Source organism: Bacteroides sp. B1-V-101, assembly GCF_023656585.1.
Classification (GTDB): Bacteria; Bacteroidota; Bacteroidia; order Bacteroidales; family Bacteroidaceae; genus Bacteroides; species Bacteroides thetaiotaomicron.
This window is the reverse complement of the sequence record NZ_JAMOKH010000037.1, coordinates 36,108-53,095: the sequence shown is the minus strand read 5'-3', so window position 1 is coordinate 53,095 and position 16,988 is coordinate 36,108. Positions and strand designations below refer to the sequence as shown.

The following is a 16,988-nucleotide window of genomic DNA, read 5'->3' as shown; positions in this document are numbered from 1 at the left end:
AACGTTTTATGTTTTTAGAATGAAAGGATCAGAAAGAAAGACTTGCGCCGATTGTCCATACTCTGGCTTGCGGATATACACCGTAGTCAATGCCAAGTGAAGTTCCGCCGGAAGAGATTTCGGGGTCGAAGCCGTGATATTTGGTGAAAGTAAACAGGTTCTCGGCTGCCACGTAGAAGCGTAGTGAAGAGATGAATACTTTCTGGGTCAGTGCGGCAGGCAGAGTATATCCCAACTGGATATTCTTCAGGCGCAGATAGCTGCCATCGTAGACGTAAAGGTCGGATGATTGCCAGTTTACGTTGTCACCTTGTACGAAGCGGGGGATACGGTTGGAGGTACCTTCACCTGTCCAGCGGTTCAGCATCCATGAGGGCAGGTTGCTGGTGGCGATGTCCGTACGGCGGGTTGCGTCGTAGATATCGTTTCCGGCAGTGCCTTGCCACATCATGTTCAGGTCGAAGTTTTTCCAGCTCACACCCAGATTGAAGCCGAATGTCCAGTCGGGCATGCCTTTACCGATATCGGTACGGTCGTTTGCGTCAATGATTCCGTTGCCGTCTACATCTACGAAGCGGACATCGCCCGGTACGGCTGTCGGTTGCAGTAATTCTCCCTTGTCGTTTTTGTAAGCCTTTACTTCGTCTGTGTTCTGGAAGATACCAGCTGTCTTATATCCGTAGAAGAAAGGGAAAGGTTTGCCGTTTTCGGCGCGGCTGATATCACCCGTTCCTTGGAAGGAGTCCAGGTTTTCCCAACCGGATTCGTTACCATATTCTATCAGTTTGTTCTTTAGGTAACTGGCGTTGGCGCTGACACGGAAGTTCCAGTCGCTGACGCGGAACTTATAGGCTGCTTCCAGTTCGATACCGCTGTTTTCCATTTTACCCACATTACCGATAGGTTTAGCTTCACCTACATAGAAAGGGATATTCATTTCCATCAGCATGCCGTTGGTTTTCTTCTTGTAATAGTCTGCTGTAAAGCTCAGGGCATTGTTGAAGAAACCAAAGTCCAAACCGAAGTCGAGTTGTTCGGACTCTTCCCATTTCAGGTCGGGATTGGCCAGCCCGCTGGCTTTCACGCCGTTGATTACGTTTTCGGATGAACCGAAGATAGCATTATTGCCGGGAGAAGTCAATACGGTATATTTGAAGTTACCGATATTTTCGTTACCATTCTTACCCCATGAAAGGCGGATTTTGGTGGTAGTCAGCCAGTTCGGGCGTTTGTTCATGAACTTTTCGTTGGTGAGGTTCCATCCCAAAGAGAAGGAGGGGAATACGGCATAGTGATTGTTGGGGCCGAAGCGGGAAGAACCGTCACGGCGTACGGTCACCTGCAACATATAGCGTTCGTCATAATTGTAGCTTGCACGTGCGAAGATTGAAGCCAGTGTGGCATCTACCGAAGGAGCACCTGCGGCGTCACGATCTGCATTGGCTGCCAGTCCGGTACTTGCGTCGATATAAGGACGGCTGTAATTGGTGATGTTATTGCGTGAACCGTACAGATAGGAGCCTGAACTCTTTTTGGCGGATTGACCCAGCAATACGGAGAAAGAGTGCTTGTCGATGCTCTTGTCATACATCAGCACGTTTTCCAGCTGCCATACGGTTCCGTCTTCTTTTCTTGAATAAGCGGAAGACTGGGTAGAAGATTCACCGCTTCGCAGATAATAAAGAGGTCTGTAACCATCGTATCCCCAAAAAGAGAGGTCGGCACCATAGGAAGTCTTGAATTTCAGGTTGTCCCATAATTGCAATTCTGCAGAGAAGTTAGCTACGAATTTATGACTCCAGTGTTTGTCGCCCGGCAAAGAAAGTTTGGCAATCGGGTTGGACATTTCACCGAATTCGCCCGGGATGCTGAAAAGTTTTCCGTTGCGTGGGTCATATACAGGCGTGTACTCTGCCGTTGTACCGTATTTGTCGAACTGGGCTTTTATCGCTTCTTCTGTTTCGTCGTACACGTTCAGTATGGGAGACAGGGCGAGTGCCGATCCCAATGGTGTGCCCCAGGTAGAGTTATCATCAAAATTCGTACTTTTAATGCGGGCATAAGAGAGGTTGGAAGTCACCTTCAGGCTGTTTAGCCAGTTACGTTCTTTCGATTCGTCGAAGAGGGTGTACTGTGTATTGCTGCGCAGTGTCAGACGTTCGTAGTTGGAACGGTCGAAGTTACCTCCCACGATACCGTCTTGTGTGTAGAAGCCCAGAGAAAAGAGGTAATTTACTTTTTCGCTCGCACCACTCACACTCACTTGGTGGTTCATCATCGGAGCATTGTTGTTAAATACTTCGTCTTGCCAATTAGTGCCTTGACCGTAAGAGTATGGGTCACTGAATTTTGGGGCGATACCTGCATTGATCGCACCTTCATTGATCATGAGTGCGTATTCCGAAGCATTCAGTACGTCCCGTTTTTTCCAGGCACTCTGCCAGCCGTACGAAAAGTCGTAAGTTACTTTCGTTTTGCCGATCTTGCCGGTTTTGGTGGTAACAAGGATAACACCGTTGGCGGCACGTGCACCGTAGACAGCTCCGGAAGCGGCATCTTTCAATACTTCGATAGAAGCGATATCATTCGGATTCAGGTAGTCCAGCCCACCTTCAAGCGGCATACCGTCTACAATGTAAAGAGGATCGGCGGCTCCGTTCTCGGTACGAATGGTACCTACCCCACGTACGCGGATTTGTGCAGCGGCACCCGGCTGACCGGAAGAGGATGTAACGGTAACACCGGAAGCTAAACCTTTCAGAGCATTGTCCATACGTACCGGGGCTGTGGAGGCCAGATCATCAGCGGATACTTTGGCGATAGAGGCCGTCACAACGCTTTTCTTCTGGACGCCATAACCCACTACTACCACTTCGTCCAATGTCTCGGAGTCTTCCTGTAGGACAATTTTAATATCTTTATGCCCTTTTACCGCAATTTCCTGTGACTTGAATCCTATATAAGAGATGGAAAGAATAGCGTCGGCGGGTGCCGATAATGTGAAAGTACCGTTGAAATCGGTGATTGTACCTGTGGAAGTATTCCCTTTCACAACCACATTTACTCCGGGCAGAGGTTCGTTGTCCGTACCACTTACCACCGTACCTTTTATCTGTATATTCTGTGCATATACAGCAGCTAAGGTGAAGCTTAATAGAAATAAAACTGATAATAACTTTTTCATGAGTTTTACTAAATTAAGATTAACTATACTCTTTTTATGTTCGCAACCGAACGATGCAAACATAAGGCTAAATGGTATACGGCTTGATAAATTATGTTATTCATAAATACGTCAAACCGGGAAAAAAAATACGCTATCAATACGTCATATTATAGTAACGTATTGATAACTAGATAATAAAGGGTACGTTTGTTTGATACGTCACAACAACAGATTCAGAAAAATAATCAGTTTCCGAATCTGTCGGGGCGACTATTTGTGTCAGAGGTAGTTGCTTAAGTAATCTGTCAAACTGTCTTCCCGTTCCAGACCGAACTTCTTGCGCAGACGATACCGGATCGTCTCTACCCCCCGGACGGAGATATTCAGAAGCGGTGCTATCTCTTTGGTAGAAAGGTTCATTTTCAGATAGGCGCACATCATGCGTTCATTGTTGGAGAGATCGGGGTGTTTGGCATGAAGCCTTTTCATGAAATTATTATGGATCAGGTCGAACTGGTCTTCGATTCGCTTTAATACCTCGTCGCTCTGGATATTGGAATCAATTTTGCTGTTGATCAGTATGAGCTGCTGTTTGCTTTCACGGGAGCCTTCGCCTTTCAACATGGCGGATACTTTGGCTATTTCTGACTTAATCTCGGTCAGCATCTCGTTCTTGCGTACGAAGTTTATCATCAGGTTGGCCATTTCCTGACTTTTGTGTTGCAGGTCATGCTCCAGCTTTTCTTTTTCCAGTTGCATGATCTGTTTTTCGTTCCGGGCTTTTTCTTCTTCGTATTCCTTTTCCATCTCAAACAGTTCTTTGTCTTTTTCTACAATGGCTTGTTGCTTTTTACGCTTCACACGCATATCGTCCCATCGATAAACACCCCACATACCGAAGAGAGCCAGAACGATGTAGCAGATGTAAGCCATTACGCTGCGATACCATGGCGGGAGTATGCGGAATGATATTTCATCGGAAGAGGAAGTGCCGTCGGGGAAAAGGGCTTTGATTTCAAATATATATTCGCCTTCGGGCAGATTACTGTATTCCTTGGTGCGTGCAACGGTGAAGTCCGACCATTCTCCTTTGTTCAGACGATAACGAAAATGGGTGTCGTCACTCAGAATTAAAGAAGAAAGCTCATATTCGAAACGGATGGAATTCAGTGCATAGTCGATAGACAGTGCAGGTTTTCGCTTTAGGAAATTGGCCGTATATACCAGTGAGTCTTTGGGATAAGACAGATACATATTCTTTATATATAAGGAGTGACTGCGGTCTTGTTGCTCTCTGACAGCAGGAATGCTGAAAAGGGCGAAACCGTCTTCGTTAGGAATAACCAGCAATGAATCGGATAGGGGAATGATGGCCTCGAAGTTGAGCACCGACTCTATCTTGGGTTGTCGGATAGGATTGATGCTGGTATTAGCCCCTTTCTTATAAGTTCCCAGATTGGCGATACATATTTCATAAGGGCTTAAGCTGATGAGATGGTCATTATATTCCAACAGACGTGAATAGGTTGCCGTACCGTTCAGAAGATTGTTCATATCCGGGTAGGGTTCCATGATATCTTTATGGATGTTGTGTTTATAGATGCCGGACGGTGTGGCAAAGTAGATACGACCTTTAATTTTTGCGGGGTATATATGATTTTTTGAAGGAAAGCCGTCTTTGGTATCATAATCTTTCACGCTGGTGACCTTTGTCAGATTTTCGGATAACTTGATATGGGTAATATGGTCTGTGTTATACATCCAGATAGTTCTTGCATCCTCTTGTTCGAAGAGACGGCTGGAATCGTTCAATCCTTCGATTTTGCAGACGACACGCCACTCTCCATCTGTTTTTTCCACTAGATAAATGCCGTTGTATACACCAATGTACATCAGGCCTTTACGATTCATGACCTGCTGACAGCACCATGCGCCGGTGATGTCCGTCACTCGTTTCATTCCGTTGTCCTGAATCAGGAAAATTCCCCGGTCGTGCAGGCAGAAAAGTTCGTCTCCTATATGGCAGAGGTTCCAGACCTGGCCGCTTGACTGCGGAACGGGACGGATATCGGGCAGGTTACCGTTCGATTGCACCGGATAGGAAGTGTAGTATAAACCACGGTTAGTACCTAAATAAAGAGAACCGTCTTTTACTGCTGCCGTATATCCCGCTCCATAAGAGTAGGGGTATGAATATAGATTCGTAAAAGGAGAAGTGAGGCAGACATAGTCAATGCCACTATCCAGTCCTGCCCAAAGATTGCCGAAAGTATCAAAAGCAACGGAAAGAACTGTGTTATTGTGAAGTCCGTTATTCTCATTGAAATATTTGAGCTTCATGGTTTTGCAGTCAATCAGTATCAGGCCTTTATGAATAGTACCCAATGCAATCTGGTCATTTTTTGCCGCCACGCAGAATACTTCATTTTCGCGCATGAAGTCTTCGGCACCGGTAACGAATGGTTCCATTGTGCGTCCGTCACAGTAAAACAATCCATTATAGGCGGTTACCACAAGTACGCCACTTTTATAAGGTATAATGCCACGAATGCGTTTTGATGCCAGGTCTTCCGCACCCTGTAACGGGAAAGGGGTATTGCCTACCAGTACCCATACTCCCCGGTCGGTTCCGATATACAAGATCCCCTTTATCATGCTCGAACAGTCAATCTTGGCATCCGTCTCGATGGCGGTATACTTACCGTTCAGATATTTCACTATGCGGCTGTCTCCCTGAAAGTACATGATATTATCTGCTTCGTGAATGTTCCATACATTGCCAAGATAGCGGCAATCATCTTTCAGCGTATCCGACATACAGTAATATTTTAAACTGCCGTCCCTGCCCGGTTCATAATAGCCGAACTCATTGATTCCTCCTGCATAAATCCGGTTATGAGCGGTAGATACCAAAACAGAACGCACATCTGAAGTATTGTTCAGCGGGAAAACGTTCCACGCATTGCCGTCGAATTGTAACATACCGTTCTTATTGGCAAAAAATACCCATTTATCATCGTAAGGTGCTATCTTCCATGTCTGAGCGCCTTTGCCATAGAGATTCTTATCGAAGTTGATAATGAAACTGTTCCAATTGGCGAAGGTTTCAATAAAAGGTAAAAAGGAAAATAAGAGAAACAGATTGCGTATCAGGTGTTTTTTCATATGTATTAATCATTTTATTCTACAAAAATAATGTTTATTTTCAATGTAGCCTCTTAATGCTGATTTTTATGTGCCGATTTTTAATAATCCGTTCAACAATGTTTGGGTGAAATCTGTTGCTTTTCATTATCTTTGTCTTTCATAAAAACAATAATTTTAAAAAGTATGAGTATCGAATTAGGAAAATTCAACCAACTCGAAGTGGTAAAGGAAGTCGATTTCGGTTTGTATCTCGACGGAGGAGATGAAGGTGAAATCCTGCTGCCCACCCGTTATGTACCCGAAGACTGTAAGGTAGGGGATATGTTGAATGTATTTCTTTATCTGGATATTGACGAAAGACTGATTGCCACGACACTGACTCCGTTGGTGCAGGTAGGGCAGTTCGCCTGTCTCGAAGTCTCTTGGGTGAACCAGTTCGGGGCATTCCTCAACTGGGGATTGATGAAAGACTTATTTGTACCTTTCAGTGAGCAGAAGATGAAAATGCAGGTGGGAAGATCCTACGTGGTCCATGCTCATGTGGATGAGGAAAGTTATCGTATTGTAGCTTCGGCGAAGGTAGAACGCTACCTGTCGAAAGATATGCCCGATTATGCTCCGGGTGCGGAAGTGGATATTCTGATCTGGCAGAAGACGGACTTGGGTTTCAAAGCGATTATAGACAATAAGTATAGCGGATTGCTGTATGAAAATGAAATATTCCGTGCATTGGAGACCGGTATGCAGATGAAGGCGTTTGTGAAACAGGTACGCGAAGATGGTAAGGTGGACCTGATACTTCAGAAACCGGGATTTGAGAAAGTCGATGATTTCTCGAAGACACTGTTGGAGTATATTCGGGAACATGGCGGACGGATCAATCTGAACGATAAAAGTCCTGCGGAAGATATTTACGATACCTTTGGTGTCAGCAAGAAAACTTTTAAGAAAGGTGTAGGTGACTTGTATAAGAAACGATTGATTTCTTTGCATGAGAACGGCATCACTTTGGCAGAATCCTAAACAGAATAGGGAAATCCCTATGCAGGAATAGAGAGAATCATTGGGGTGGGGAGTTTTCTCACCCTATTTTTGTGATATCAGTTAAAGATAATAATTTTAAAAACAGATAAGCTATGCGTAAGATAATAATAAGTTTCTGTATTTTGCTCGCTGCCCTTTCTTTAAAAGCGCAGCCTGTCAGCGGAATCCGGATTGATGGCGGAGATACTCCGATTCTTGTTTATTTTGGCGGAAGGCAGATGTGTTATCCTACTACTACTTGTTTCGTTGCCAATCTGAAACCGGGAAATTATACCATTGAAGTGTACGCTTCCCGCCCGACTCGCCCGGGAGAACGTGTATGGAAAGGAGAACGGTTGTATAATGACCGCGTTTACTTTAACGGAAACGAAGTAAAAGATATCATTGTAGAAGAACGTGGAGATATCCGTCCGGGCAGACCCGGAAGACCGGGAAACGGTCAGGGTGGACACCGTCCGGACTATAACCGCTACGACAGAGTGATGAATGACCAACTTTTCAAGAAGTTCTTTGATAGTGTGAAGAATGAGCCTTTTGAAAAAGATCGTATGGGGTTGATTACAACTGCATTGGCGAACTCTGATTTTACATCGGAGCAGTGTCTTCAACTGGTGAAGTTCTATACCTTTGATAATGAACGGCTGAAGATTATGAAAATGATGTATCCCAATATTGTAGATAAAGAGGCTTTCTTTACAGTGATCGGTACTCTTACATTCTCCAGTAACAAGACCAAAATGAACGATTTCATCAAGGAATACGAAGGACGCTGATCATACATTAGTTCACTAAAAACGATACGGTTATGAAAAATATACATATAATCCTGTTTTTCACGTTGTGGGTAATACTCGGTAGCTGTTCTACTTATTACGTATCCAACAAGCAAGTGATGGAGGTTCAGCAGGGAATGTCCCGGCAGAATGTAGAAAAAATCTTGGGTAAACCGGATTACAGACGTTTTGACGGAGGTGGCGAGGAATGGGAGTACCACCGGATTTCTTCAGTGCTTTACGGCAACTCGATCAAGATTATTGTATATTTTGCAGATGGAAGAGTTACGGGTATGGATACCTTTAATGGTGATGAAATACTTCTTCCGCCGCCTCCGGTTGTGATGTCTCCTTCCGTTGTTGTAACCAATACGGATCCGGTTCGTCCGCCACGCTATGAAGAAAGTCCCCGTCGCAGAACACTTATGATGCGTGATGAGTTTGATCGTTTTCTTAGTGATTTCCGGATGGTGATCATGTCTGATGAGCAGATTAAATATATAGATGACGTTTTGTTGGATTGCAATTTTACTTCTGCCCAGTGCGGAAAGATCATTGATCAGATAAGTGGTTCGGATGCCCAGATGACTGTGATGAAACGTATGTATCCGCAAATTGTGGATAAAGAAAATTTTGCTTCGGTCGTCAATAAGCTCTTTTCGTCTTTTGACCGTGACAAGATGAAGGAATATATCCAGGCTTACCACGGTGACCAACGACCGGGAGACGTAGGATATGTACGGCCCAGAGCTATGAGTTCAGCCGATTTTGACCGTTTCTTCAATGAGTATAGAGGTAAATCTTTTGAGTCTGACCGTACCAGAATGCTGGATGAAGTTGTACCTCCTTCGGGATTCACTTGTGCCCAATGCCGTAAATTGGTGGATATGTGTACTTTTCAGACAGATAAAAAGAATATGATAAAGAAACTTTATCCGAAAATCGCAGATAAGAAGAACTTCTCCATACTGACGGATGTTTTCACTTTTGAGATGGACAAAAGAGAGATGAGGGAGTTTGCGGAATCTTACGATAGCGGACGTAACTAAAAAAGAATGAAACCATGAAAAGAATTCTATTTATATTGTTAGTCGTGACTGCCAGTACCACTGTAATGGCGGGAATGAGTACCAGCAAGGTACGTAAGGAGACACGTTTCCTTACTGATAAGATGGCATACGAACTGGACCTGAATAATCCCCAATATAATGACGTGTATGAGATTAACTATGATTTCATTTATTCGCTTCGTAATATTATGGATTATGTAGTACGGGGTGATGAGTGGGCATTGGATGATTACTATGAAGCGCTGGATATTCGCAACGATGATCTTCGTTGGGTGTTGAGCGATGCGCAATACCGCAGATTCCTGGGAGCTGAGTATTTCTATCGTCCCATTTATGTCACCGGAGGAAGATGGAGTTTCCGGATTTATATCAATTATCCGAATCGTAGTTTATTCTATTTTGGTGTACCTTATCATTATCGGACTTACTGTGGTGCACATTATCGTCCGCATATTCATCATGTGAGTTATTATCGGGGAAGATATAATAATCTTGTGCACTATCCTACGCCATATCGGGTAAGAGATCAGCGGGTATTCCATTCTTATCGTCGTTCAGACTTCGGTTCTGTACGTTTCCGTCCGAACACTTCCGTTCGTCCGCATAATGCACCTACCCGACCGGGTACTTCGGGACGTCCGGGAACAACGTCACGGCCTAATACATCAGGACGTCCGGGAAATACTTCCCGTCCTCGTCCTGAAACGGACCATAGACCGTCCACTTCAGGCAGACCATCTACATCGGGCAGGCCGTCCACTTCCGGAAGACCTTCCAACTCTGAAAGACCTTCGGTCAATGAACGACCGTCTATTCCAAGGAGACCGTCCACTCCGGGCAGAAATGATAAACCGAACAAGGAAGTAACTCCGGGCAGAGGCCACAACAGAGGTGAAGGAGATCGTCATTCAGGAAGTCGTCCGGGAACGAGTACAAGTACTCCGAATTCTAATCGTCGTCCGGAAACGAATTCAGGGTCTTCGAATTCCAGTCGCCGTCCGACAAGTAGTGGTACGAGCACAAACCGTGGCAGCAGCTCCGGTAGGAACAGCAATTCCGGCAGTAGTTCCAGCAGAGGGAACGTATCCGGCAGATCAACAGAAAGAAGCTCATCTTCAGAAAGTTCGAGAAGCAACAGCAACCGAGGTTCTTCTTCCCGTTCTTCAGAAAGAGGAAGCAGCTCAAGAAGATAAAACCTATTCCTTTATTAATAAATTATTGCTCCTCAGCGGTAGGAGAACTGGACTCCGGCGTTTCGCCGACTAGACTATTCAGGGCGTCGCCCGTAACTTGGATATCGGGGCGGATACTATCCGCCTCGATTTCACTTATTAACCCTTTCTTGGCGAGGCGTCCGGCAATCAGCTTATAATAGCCTTCCATATTCTCTTTTAACCGTCCGTTTTCCGCAAAGGAACTGCGGAAGTGTTTAGGCTTCGGGATAATAGAAGCTAGAAAAATACTTTCTTCGGTCGTGAGTTGCGAAGGGCGTTTGCCGAAATAATAGGCAGAGGCTTCCTGAATACCATAAACCAGCGGTCCCCATTCGGCTATGTTCAGATAAACTTCATACATACGTTCTTTAGAAGTCAGCCTTTCTGTCTCTATCAGCCATACGATGAGTGCTTCTTCCAATTTGCGGGCAAAGTTCTTGTTCCGGTTGAGAAATACGTTTTTTACCAGCTGCATGGTAATTGTGCTGCCTCCTCTGGCGAAACGTTCGACTTGCAGGTCGTAAATCAAAGCTTCACGCATCGCATCAGGCAAAAAGCCCTTGTGGTAGAAAAAAGCTCCGTCCTCACTTTGCATGACAGACATCCGCAGCAATGGAGAAATGCTGTCCAAAGGAGTAAAATGTTCCCATGAAGGTCCGACAGGAAATGTTTTGACCGGTATTCCGTTTTCATAGGCGGTATAGACAAACTCTTCACTCATTTTTGAAAGAGATGTTGCACCATATTCTATTATCCGAAAATCTTTTTCTTTCAATTCGGACTCAAACTTAAGGCTGTCTAGTCGGGCAAAATCGATATCTAACAGAAAATGATAAGCCAGCTCACCACTTGTTTTTATACCTTCCAGATTGCTGAATAAGCCTTTGGGCAAAGAACTGAATAGTTCGTCGGCCGGAAACCATGATTTATCTGTGGCAGCAGTGAAGTGCCATTGATTTTCATTCTTTTCTGCCCGCAGATAAGGATGAAATTTTATTTGGTTGAATAATACCGTCGTCGTACTGTCCAGTTCCAGCGTTTGCTTGCCGATATTCATCTGATACGTGAGTTGTCCGCGATCCAGATGGATCACTTCGGGAGAGAGTGCTTTGTGAAATACATCAAGTCCGCTTACTTTCGCCGTACCGTCAAGTTGCAGTTGGTTTTCGGTACGATTTTCTTTAGTCATACTATAATATAAGGTATCGAAAGTAACTTCTGCTCCAAAACGGCGGTTGATATACGGTAGTGAAACTTTCTTTTGCTCTGTGGCAAAAAGTTCTGCCTGCAGGGTATGTACCTTTCTGTTCAACTCTCCTGCTGCTTTCCATTGTTGAGTCAGCGTATCTTCTTTTATCTTGATGGTGGACTGAAAGCGATTGTTTTCGATTGTAAAGGTGGGGATATTGACTGTTACGAAATTGCTGTCTTTCCGTTCGGTTATATTAAGTTGAGTCAGTTGACCGTTTTCGGGGAAGAAACCATATATTAAGTTTAATATTCGGTTGATGCGATGGGCGTAATTGGTTTCTATGACCGGCTCTGTAGTTGCTTCCGGGTGGTGTCCGGAGAATAGAAAATCATAGTTGGCTGCACTGTCCCGTTTGATAAAAGCGATTGCCAGTCCATTCATGTGGACGTTGCGGACTTCAATATTTCCTTTCAGCAGTTTCCAAAAATTCAGTCTGACATTGACAGATTGTAGTGTAAGAAGGGTATCCCGTTGGTCGGGAACGATGGAAAGCCCTTGCAGAGTAATTTCGCTACATCCCTTCATCTGTAGATTCTGATAATGAATTTGCAGTCCGTATGTTTGTTCGATATGAGTCGTACGCTTGTTAGTTATGCTTTGCAGAAGCATATTGCGGCTCAAATAGATACTGATAAGGCAGATAAACAAGCCTCCTCCGATTGATAGAAGAAGAATACTTTTTTTGCTGTTCTTTTTCATCTTTTGCCTTTAATAAGTTATTGGCTGCAAAGGTAGATAATATTCTGTTCAACAAGATATAAGCAGTCTTTTTTTATTAGTGTGTCCGCTTATGAGCGTACAACTGTTCATTTTCGTACATCTCAGTTTTTCTTCTTTCCGCTGACTATTAAGTATTTATCTTTTTGGCATGCCCATTGCATTTATATATTCGAAGGCGGGCAACAAAAGAAATGAAAAAAAAGTTCAGATAGTTGCAACCATTCCATATAGACGTTCCGTCTAATAAACAGAAGAACAAAAAAAGAAAGTTGAACTAATAAAAAATATACAATTATGAAAACTACAGTATTATTCAGAATGATGGTTTTAGTGGCAATGGTAGTTGCCGGTATCGCCAATACAGAGTTGAAAGCACAGGACAATAACTTCATTACTAATGAAGAGAAAGTAGATGATCTTGTTGTTTCGAAGGTGATTTACAGACTGGATGGTTCTCTCTATCGTCACATGAAATATGATTTTACTTATGATGATCAAAAGAGAGTAACAGCTAAAGAAGCTTTCAAGTGGGATTCATCCACTGAAAAATGGATTCCGTATTTCAAGATCGATTATACTTATTCTTCTAATGAAATCACATTGGTATATGCACGTTGGAATAATTCTCACAGAGCTTATGATGATTCTGTAGAAAAGAGTGTTTATGAACTGAATGATGCTAATATGCCGATCGCGTATATGAACTACAAGTGGAATGACTATAAATGGATTGAAGAATCAGCCGGCAACTGGGCTATGAATATACAGATTCCGGTAACAGATGAAGCAGACTTGCTGCTTGCCGGAAGATAACAATACCGGGGATTGTGAAATTCTCTTTCTCTCTTAAGGTTTTAACAAACGAAAACGGTGGATTACCCAAACGAGGGAATCCGCCGTTTTTATTGTATCTGTCTGAAACCGGTGCTGTTTACTAGATTGTTCTATTTAATGAGCGGCAGATATTCTCCATATCCTTCTTCTTTCATTTTTTCTTTCGGGATAAAACGCAGCGAAGCACTATTGATACAATACCGCAATCCGCCTTTGTCCTTTGGCCCGTCTGTAAATACATGTCCTAAATGCGCATCTCCTGTCTTGCTGCGTACTTCTGTCCGTATCATTCCGTGAGTAGTATCTTTCTTCTCTGCGATCAGCTCTTTCTGAATCGGTTTGGAAAAACTGGGCCATCCACAACCGGAATCAAATTTGTCTGTGGAAACAAACAACGGTTCTCCGGTGGTGATATCTACATAAATGCCGGGGCGGTGTTCATTCCAGAACTCGTTATGGAAAGCCGGCTCTGTGGCATTTTTCTGAGTCACTGCATACTGTTCGGCAGATAATTTCTTACGGAGAGTGGCATCATCCGGTTTTTGATAAGTTGCGGTCTTGGGAGCATTCGCTTTTCGTGCCATTTCAAATAAAGCCGGATTGATATGGCAATATCCGCCCGGATTCTTATCCAGATAATCCTGATGATAGACTTCTGCCGGATAAAAGTTTGTCAACGGTTCCACTTCAACGGCAATCGGTTTGTTGTATTGAGTGGCTAATGCCTGGATCGCCTGATTGATGGTGGGGAGATCGGCTTTATTGATATAATATATACCGGTTCTGTACTGTGTACCACGATCGTTCCCCTGTCGGTTGAGGCTGGTCGGATCGATTGTCTGAAAATAGAGGTTGAGCAATAAACTCAGATTTACTTCTTCCGGATCATAAACAACCTTCACTGTTTCGGCAGCATTTGTCTTGCCCGAACACACCTGTTCATAACTGGGATTGGCAACGGTGCTGTTGGCATATCCCACCTGAGTACTTTCTACCCCTCTGATTTGTTTCAGGAAGTGTTCGGTTCCCCAAAAACATCCTCCTGCAAAATAAATTTCCGCTTGACTTTTCATTGGTTTTGCAATTCCTAAAAATACATTACTAATTATTAGAATCACTGCGATGATAATATGTTTCATAACTGTTGGTTCTTTCTATAGTAACGGATGAACCGGTGGATATGTTTTAGAAATCTCTTACATAAATAACAAGTGTTTTTTGTGAGTTTGAAAACATGAGTAAAGCCTTAAAAATAGAATACTTTTCCAATGTATTCTATTTTTAAGGCTTTTTGATAAATAGCCGGAAATCTGTTCTATTCTATGATTTCTCCTTTATAGAAATCCAGTATTTTAGTACGGAACAGATAATCGTATTTAGCTTGCAGTTTATCCGACAGTGCTTTGGTCAGGTTTAGTTTCGCTTCATTGTATTCCACAAAAGTAGCTTTACCGTTATTGAATTTTTCGCTCATCAACCGAAAAGATTCTTCGTTGGCTTTCACTGCAACTTCGCTGGAGTTATATTTACTTTCTGCAGCTACTGCATTATACCAGGCTTGCTGGATTTCTTTATAAAGAACTTTCTTGGTGTTGTCCAGTTGCAAAGCAAGGTTTGACTGTTGTAGGCGGGCAGTGCGTACCCGATTACGAGTGCTAAAACGGTTGAAGATCGGAACGCTCAGGTTGAAAGAAATAGATTTGCTCAGGTTATTTTTTAATTGACGGGCAAAACCGGATTCTGCTTCACCGTTGAGTGTATAGTAGCTGCTTCCTAGCCCTGCACTGAAAGAAAGTTGGGGGTAGAATTCACTTTGAGCGATACGAATGTTTTTTAAACTACCTTGTAAGCGATATTCTGCTGCCTTGATGCCGGGCTTATAGGCAATCGCCTGGATATAAATGTCATCCGGAGCTGTTAGAGGTTCAAATTTCAGTTCTTCTTTTGGATTCTCAAGAACGAAACCTTCCGGTGTAGGCAGTTCTAATAACTGGCTGAGACTTAATAGTGACAATTTATATGTATTGTCTGCCTGTACGGCTGTCATCTCATCCTGTGCTACACGTGCCTGCGCTTCAGCTACCTCCGCCGGTGAAGCCTTGCCGACATCATGCAGTCCTTTGATACGTTTCAGCTGATCTTTGCTTAACTCAACCTGATTTTGTGCTACCTTGTTCAATTCCAGATTGAAAAGCACTTGCAGATAGGCAGAGGTAACATTGATTGCAATATCCTCTTTGGCTTTATTCAGGTCCTCGATAGCAGCCTGTAAATTGAGCTTGGCAAGGGAATATTGATTGGATAATTGTAAGCCTGTGAAGAGAGGTACATTAGTACTTAAGTTCACTCCCGTACTGGAACTGTTAGTATCACTATATGAATTATCTTTCGGAGAAGCTGTACGTCCCCAGCTCCACCCCTGGCTGATACCACCGTTTAAGTTCGGCAGACGTGCCCATTTAGCGGTGTTTACACTAATCTTATTTTGTTCGGCTTCATTGGCTGTCTGGCGGATGTCGATGTTATGCTCGATGGCATAGTCGATGCATTGCCGTAAAGTCCATGTCTGCGGAGTGGTATCCTGTGCTTGAACAGAACCGATACCGGTTCCGCTCAACAGGATGATTGCCATCATTTTATTGATTACTTTCATTGGATGTCAGTTATTTATCTTTTTTCTCAGCACCGCGTAACTTGGTCTGAGCGGTTACACCTTTTTTTATCTCAATCTTGATACCGTCACTCATTCCGGTAGTCACCTGTGTACGTTCGAATTTCTGTTGTGGTACGGAGTCCGTCATGATATACACAAATGTAGAGTCACCGCTGAACTCAATCGTACTTTCGGGTACTGCCAGCACTTTGCTGGCACGCTGGAGCACAATCTCTGCATTGGCAGAATAGCCGGAACGAATCTGCACGGTATCCGGAACTGTGATAGCAGCTTTGATTTCAAATTGATTGGCTCCGTTGGTTTCTACTCCTTTCGGTGAAATATATTCGAGAATAGCATCAAAAGTCAGATTCTGTAAAGCTCCGATCGTCAGTTTAATCGGCATTCCCTCATGGATGCGACCCACTTCGGTTTCGTCAATATTTCCCCTGAAAATCAGATCGTTCATGTTTGCTACCGTAGCAATGGTAGTACCGTCGTTGAATGTATTACTCATAATTACGGAGTTACCGGCTTTCACTGGTACGTCCAGAATTAATCCGTCAATAGTAGAGCGGATCATGGTGCTACTGAATGAAGCACTGTTTTTAGTGATTCCTTCTTTTATAATTTCCAGATTATCTTTGGCAGTCTGATTCTCTTCCCGTGCCTGCTTTACCGCTACTTCTCCTTTTTCGTAATCTTCACGACTGATAAGCTGATCTTCATATAACTTCTTGATACGGGTAAAGTCTGTTTCGGCCTGCTTTGCATTGATCTCTGCCAGGCGGACACGACTTTCTGCGGAGTTCAGTTGTCCGAGTTCGGGAATTACTTTGACTTTCGCGATCACTTCCCCTTTTTTTACGCTCTGTCCCGCTTCTTTGAATACCTCGTCTACAATACCGGAAATCTGAGGCTTGATTAAAATTTCATCTCTCGGCTCTACCTTTCCGGTGGCTACTGTAGTCTTTTCAAGGTCCGTGACTTCTGCTGCCAGTGTTTCATATACGATCACTTTAGGCTTGGATTTCTGATAAAGAAATACGAACGTTCCGACAAGGATTATGGCAATAATTACCAATAATGTGATTTTCAGATACTTTTTCATCTTG

General features: G+C 43.6%; 11 protein-coding genes. 5 read left to right on the top strand and 6 right to left on the bottom strand.

Translation table 11 applies throughout. The features are described 5' to 3' along the window. Positions 1 to 28 precede the first annotated feature (28 nt). Positions 29 to 3,184, bottom strand: a complete 3,156-nt coding sequence (locus NBH01_RS21150) for a SusC/RagA family TonB-linked outer membrane protein (RefSeq protein WP_234141239.1) — start codon at positions 3,182 to 3,184, stop codon at positions 29 to 31. A gap of 261 nt (positions 3,185 to 3,445) precedes the next feature. Further along, positions 3,446 to 6,331 carry a triple tyrosine motif-containing protein gene (locus tag NBH01_RS21145; protein ID WP_061473121.1) on the bottom strand — a complete coding sequence of 962 codons (2,886 nt, stop codon included), beginning with the start codon at positions 6,329 to 6,331 and terminating at the stop codon, positions 3,446 to 3,448. 165 nt (positions 6,332 to 6,496) lie between these two features. Here NBH01_RS21145 and NBH01_RS21140 point away from each other — a divergent pair, with 165 nt between their 5' ends. The 4 genes from NBH01_RS21140 to NBH01_RS21125 all read left to right on the top strand — a co-directional run bounded on the left by NBH01_RS21140 (position 6,497) and on the right by NBH01_RS21125 (position 10,393). After that, a complete protein-coding gene (locus NBH01_RS21140; protein ID WP_008765158.1) occupies positions 6,497 to 7,336 on the top strand; it encodes a CvfB family protein in 840 nt (279 codons plus the stop codon). A 113-nt stretch (positions 7,337 to 7,449) separates the two neighbouring features. Continuing rightward, entirely contained in the window at positions 7,450 to 8,130 is a 681-nt protein-coding gene (locus NBH01_RS21135) for a proline and serine-rich protein 1 family protein (RefSeq protein ID WP_022470787.1), read from the top strand. Between the two features lie 32 nt (positions 8,131 to 8,162). After that, positions 8,163 to 9,179, top strand: a complete 1,017-nt coding sequence (locus NBH01_RS21130) for a DUF4476 domain-containing protein (protein WP_011108320.1) — start codon at positions 8,163 to 8,165, stop codon at positions 9,177 to 9,179. A 14-nt stretch (positions 9,180 to 9,193) separates the two neighbouring features. Continuing rightward, on the top strand, positions 9,194 to 10,393 hold the full coding sequence (locus NBH01_RS21125; protein ID WP_055230002.1) for a hypothetical protein: 1,200 nt from the start codon (positions 9,194 to 9,196) through the stop codon (positions 10,391 to 10,393). 22 nt (positions 10,394 to 10,415) lie between these two features. Here NBH01_RS21125 and NBH01_RS21120 read toward each other — a convergent pair whose 3' ends face one another. Continuing rightward, positions 10,416 to 12,365, bottom strand: coding sequence for a biosynthetic peptidoglycan transglycosylase (locus NBH01_RS21120; RefSeq protein WP_022470785.1), 1,950 nt, complete (start codon positions 12,363 to 12,365; stop codon positions 10,416 to 10,418). A gap of 315 nt (positions 12,366 to 12,680) precedes the next feature. Between NBH01_RS21120 and NBH01_RS21115 the strand changes: the two genes are divergently transcribed. Then, positions 12,681 to 13,199 carry a DUF3836 domain-containing protein gene (locus NBH01_RS21115; RefSeq protein WP_008765153.1) on the top strand — a complete coding sequence of 173 codons (519 nt, stop codon included), beginning with the start codon at positions 12,681 to 12,683 and terminating at the stop codon, positions 13,197 to 13,199. A gap of 131 nt (positions 13,200 to 13,330) precedes the next feature. On the opposite strand, the gene msrB is transcribed toward NBH01_RS21115, so the two are convergent. The 3 genes from msrB to NBH01_RS21100 all read right to left on the bottom strand — a co-directional run bounded on the left by msrB (position 13,331) and on the right by NBH01_RS21100 (position 16,984). Continuing rightward, on the bottom strand, positions 13,331 to 14,359 hold the full coding sequence (gene msrB, locus NBH01_RS21110; RefSeq protein WP_022470784.1) for a peptide-methionine (R)-S-oxide reductase MsrB: 1,029 nt from the start codon (positions 14,357 to 14,359) through the stop codon (positions 13,331 to 13,333). Positions 14,360 to 14,535: 176 nt separating this feature from the next. Beyond that, positions 14,536 to 15,873 (bottom strand): TolC family protein, encoded by a 1,338-nt coding sequence (locus NBH01_RS21105; RefSeq protein WP_008765151.1) that lies wholly within the window; start codon positions 15,871 to 15,873, stop codon positions 14,536 to 14,538. A 10-nt stretch (positions 15,874 to 15,883) separates the two neighbouring features. Beyond that, positions 15,884 to 16,984: an efflux RND transporter periplasmic adaptor subunit gene (locus tag NBH01_RS21100; protein ID WP_008763619.1), complete on the bottom strand. Its 1,101-nt coding sequence runs from the start codon at positions 16,982 to 16,984 to the stop codon at positions 15,884 to 15,886. Between the last annotated feature and the right edge of the window lie 4 nt (positions 16,985 to 16,988).

Bases quoted from the DNA above. Each gene is read 5' to 3' on its own strand.
- NBH01_RS21100 (WP_008763619.1), bottom strand. From the start codon at position 16,984: ATGAAAAAGTATCTGAAAATCACATTATTGGTAATTATTGCCATAATC.
- msrB (WP_022470784.1), bottom strand. From the start codon at position 14,359: ATGAAACATATTATCATCGCAGTGATTCTAATAATTAGTAATGTATTT.
- NBH01_RS21145 (WP_061473121.1), bottom strand. From the start codon at position 6,331: ATGAAAAAACACCTGATACGCAATCTGTTTCTCTTATTTTCCTTTTTA.
- NBH01_RS21130 (WP_011108320.1), top strand. From the start codon at position 8,163: ATGAAAAATATACATATAATCCTGTTTTTCACGTTGTGGGTAATACTC.
- NBH01_RS21115 (WP_008765153.1), top strand. From the start codon at position 12,681: ATGAAAACTACAGTATTATTCAGAATGATGGTTTTAGTGGCAATGGTA.
- NBH01_RS21140 (WP_008765158.1), top strand. From the start codon at position 6,497: ATGAGTATCGAATTAGGAAAATTCAACCAACTCGAAGTGGTAAAGGAA.
- NBH01_RS21150 (WP_234141239.1), bottom strand. From the start codon at position 3,184: ATGAAAAAGTTATTATCAGTTTTATTTCTATTAAGCTTCACCTTAGCT.
- NBH01_RS21105 (WP_008765151.1), bottom strand. From the start codon at position 15,873: ATGAAAGTAATCAATAAAATGATGGCAATCATCCTGTTGAGCGGAACC.
- NBH01_RS21125 (WP_055230002.1), top strand. From the start codon at position 9,194: ATGAAAAGAATTCTATTTATATTGTTAGTCGTGACTGCCAGTACCACT.
- NBH01_RS21120 (WP_022470785.1), bottom strand. From the start codon at position 12,365: ATGAAAAAGAACAGCAAAAAAAGTATTCTTCTTCTATCAATCGGAGGA.
- NBH01_RS21135 (WP_022470787.1), top strand. From the start codon at position 7,450: ATGCGTAAGATAATAATAAGTTTCTGTATTTTGCTCGCTGCCCTTTCT.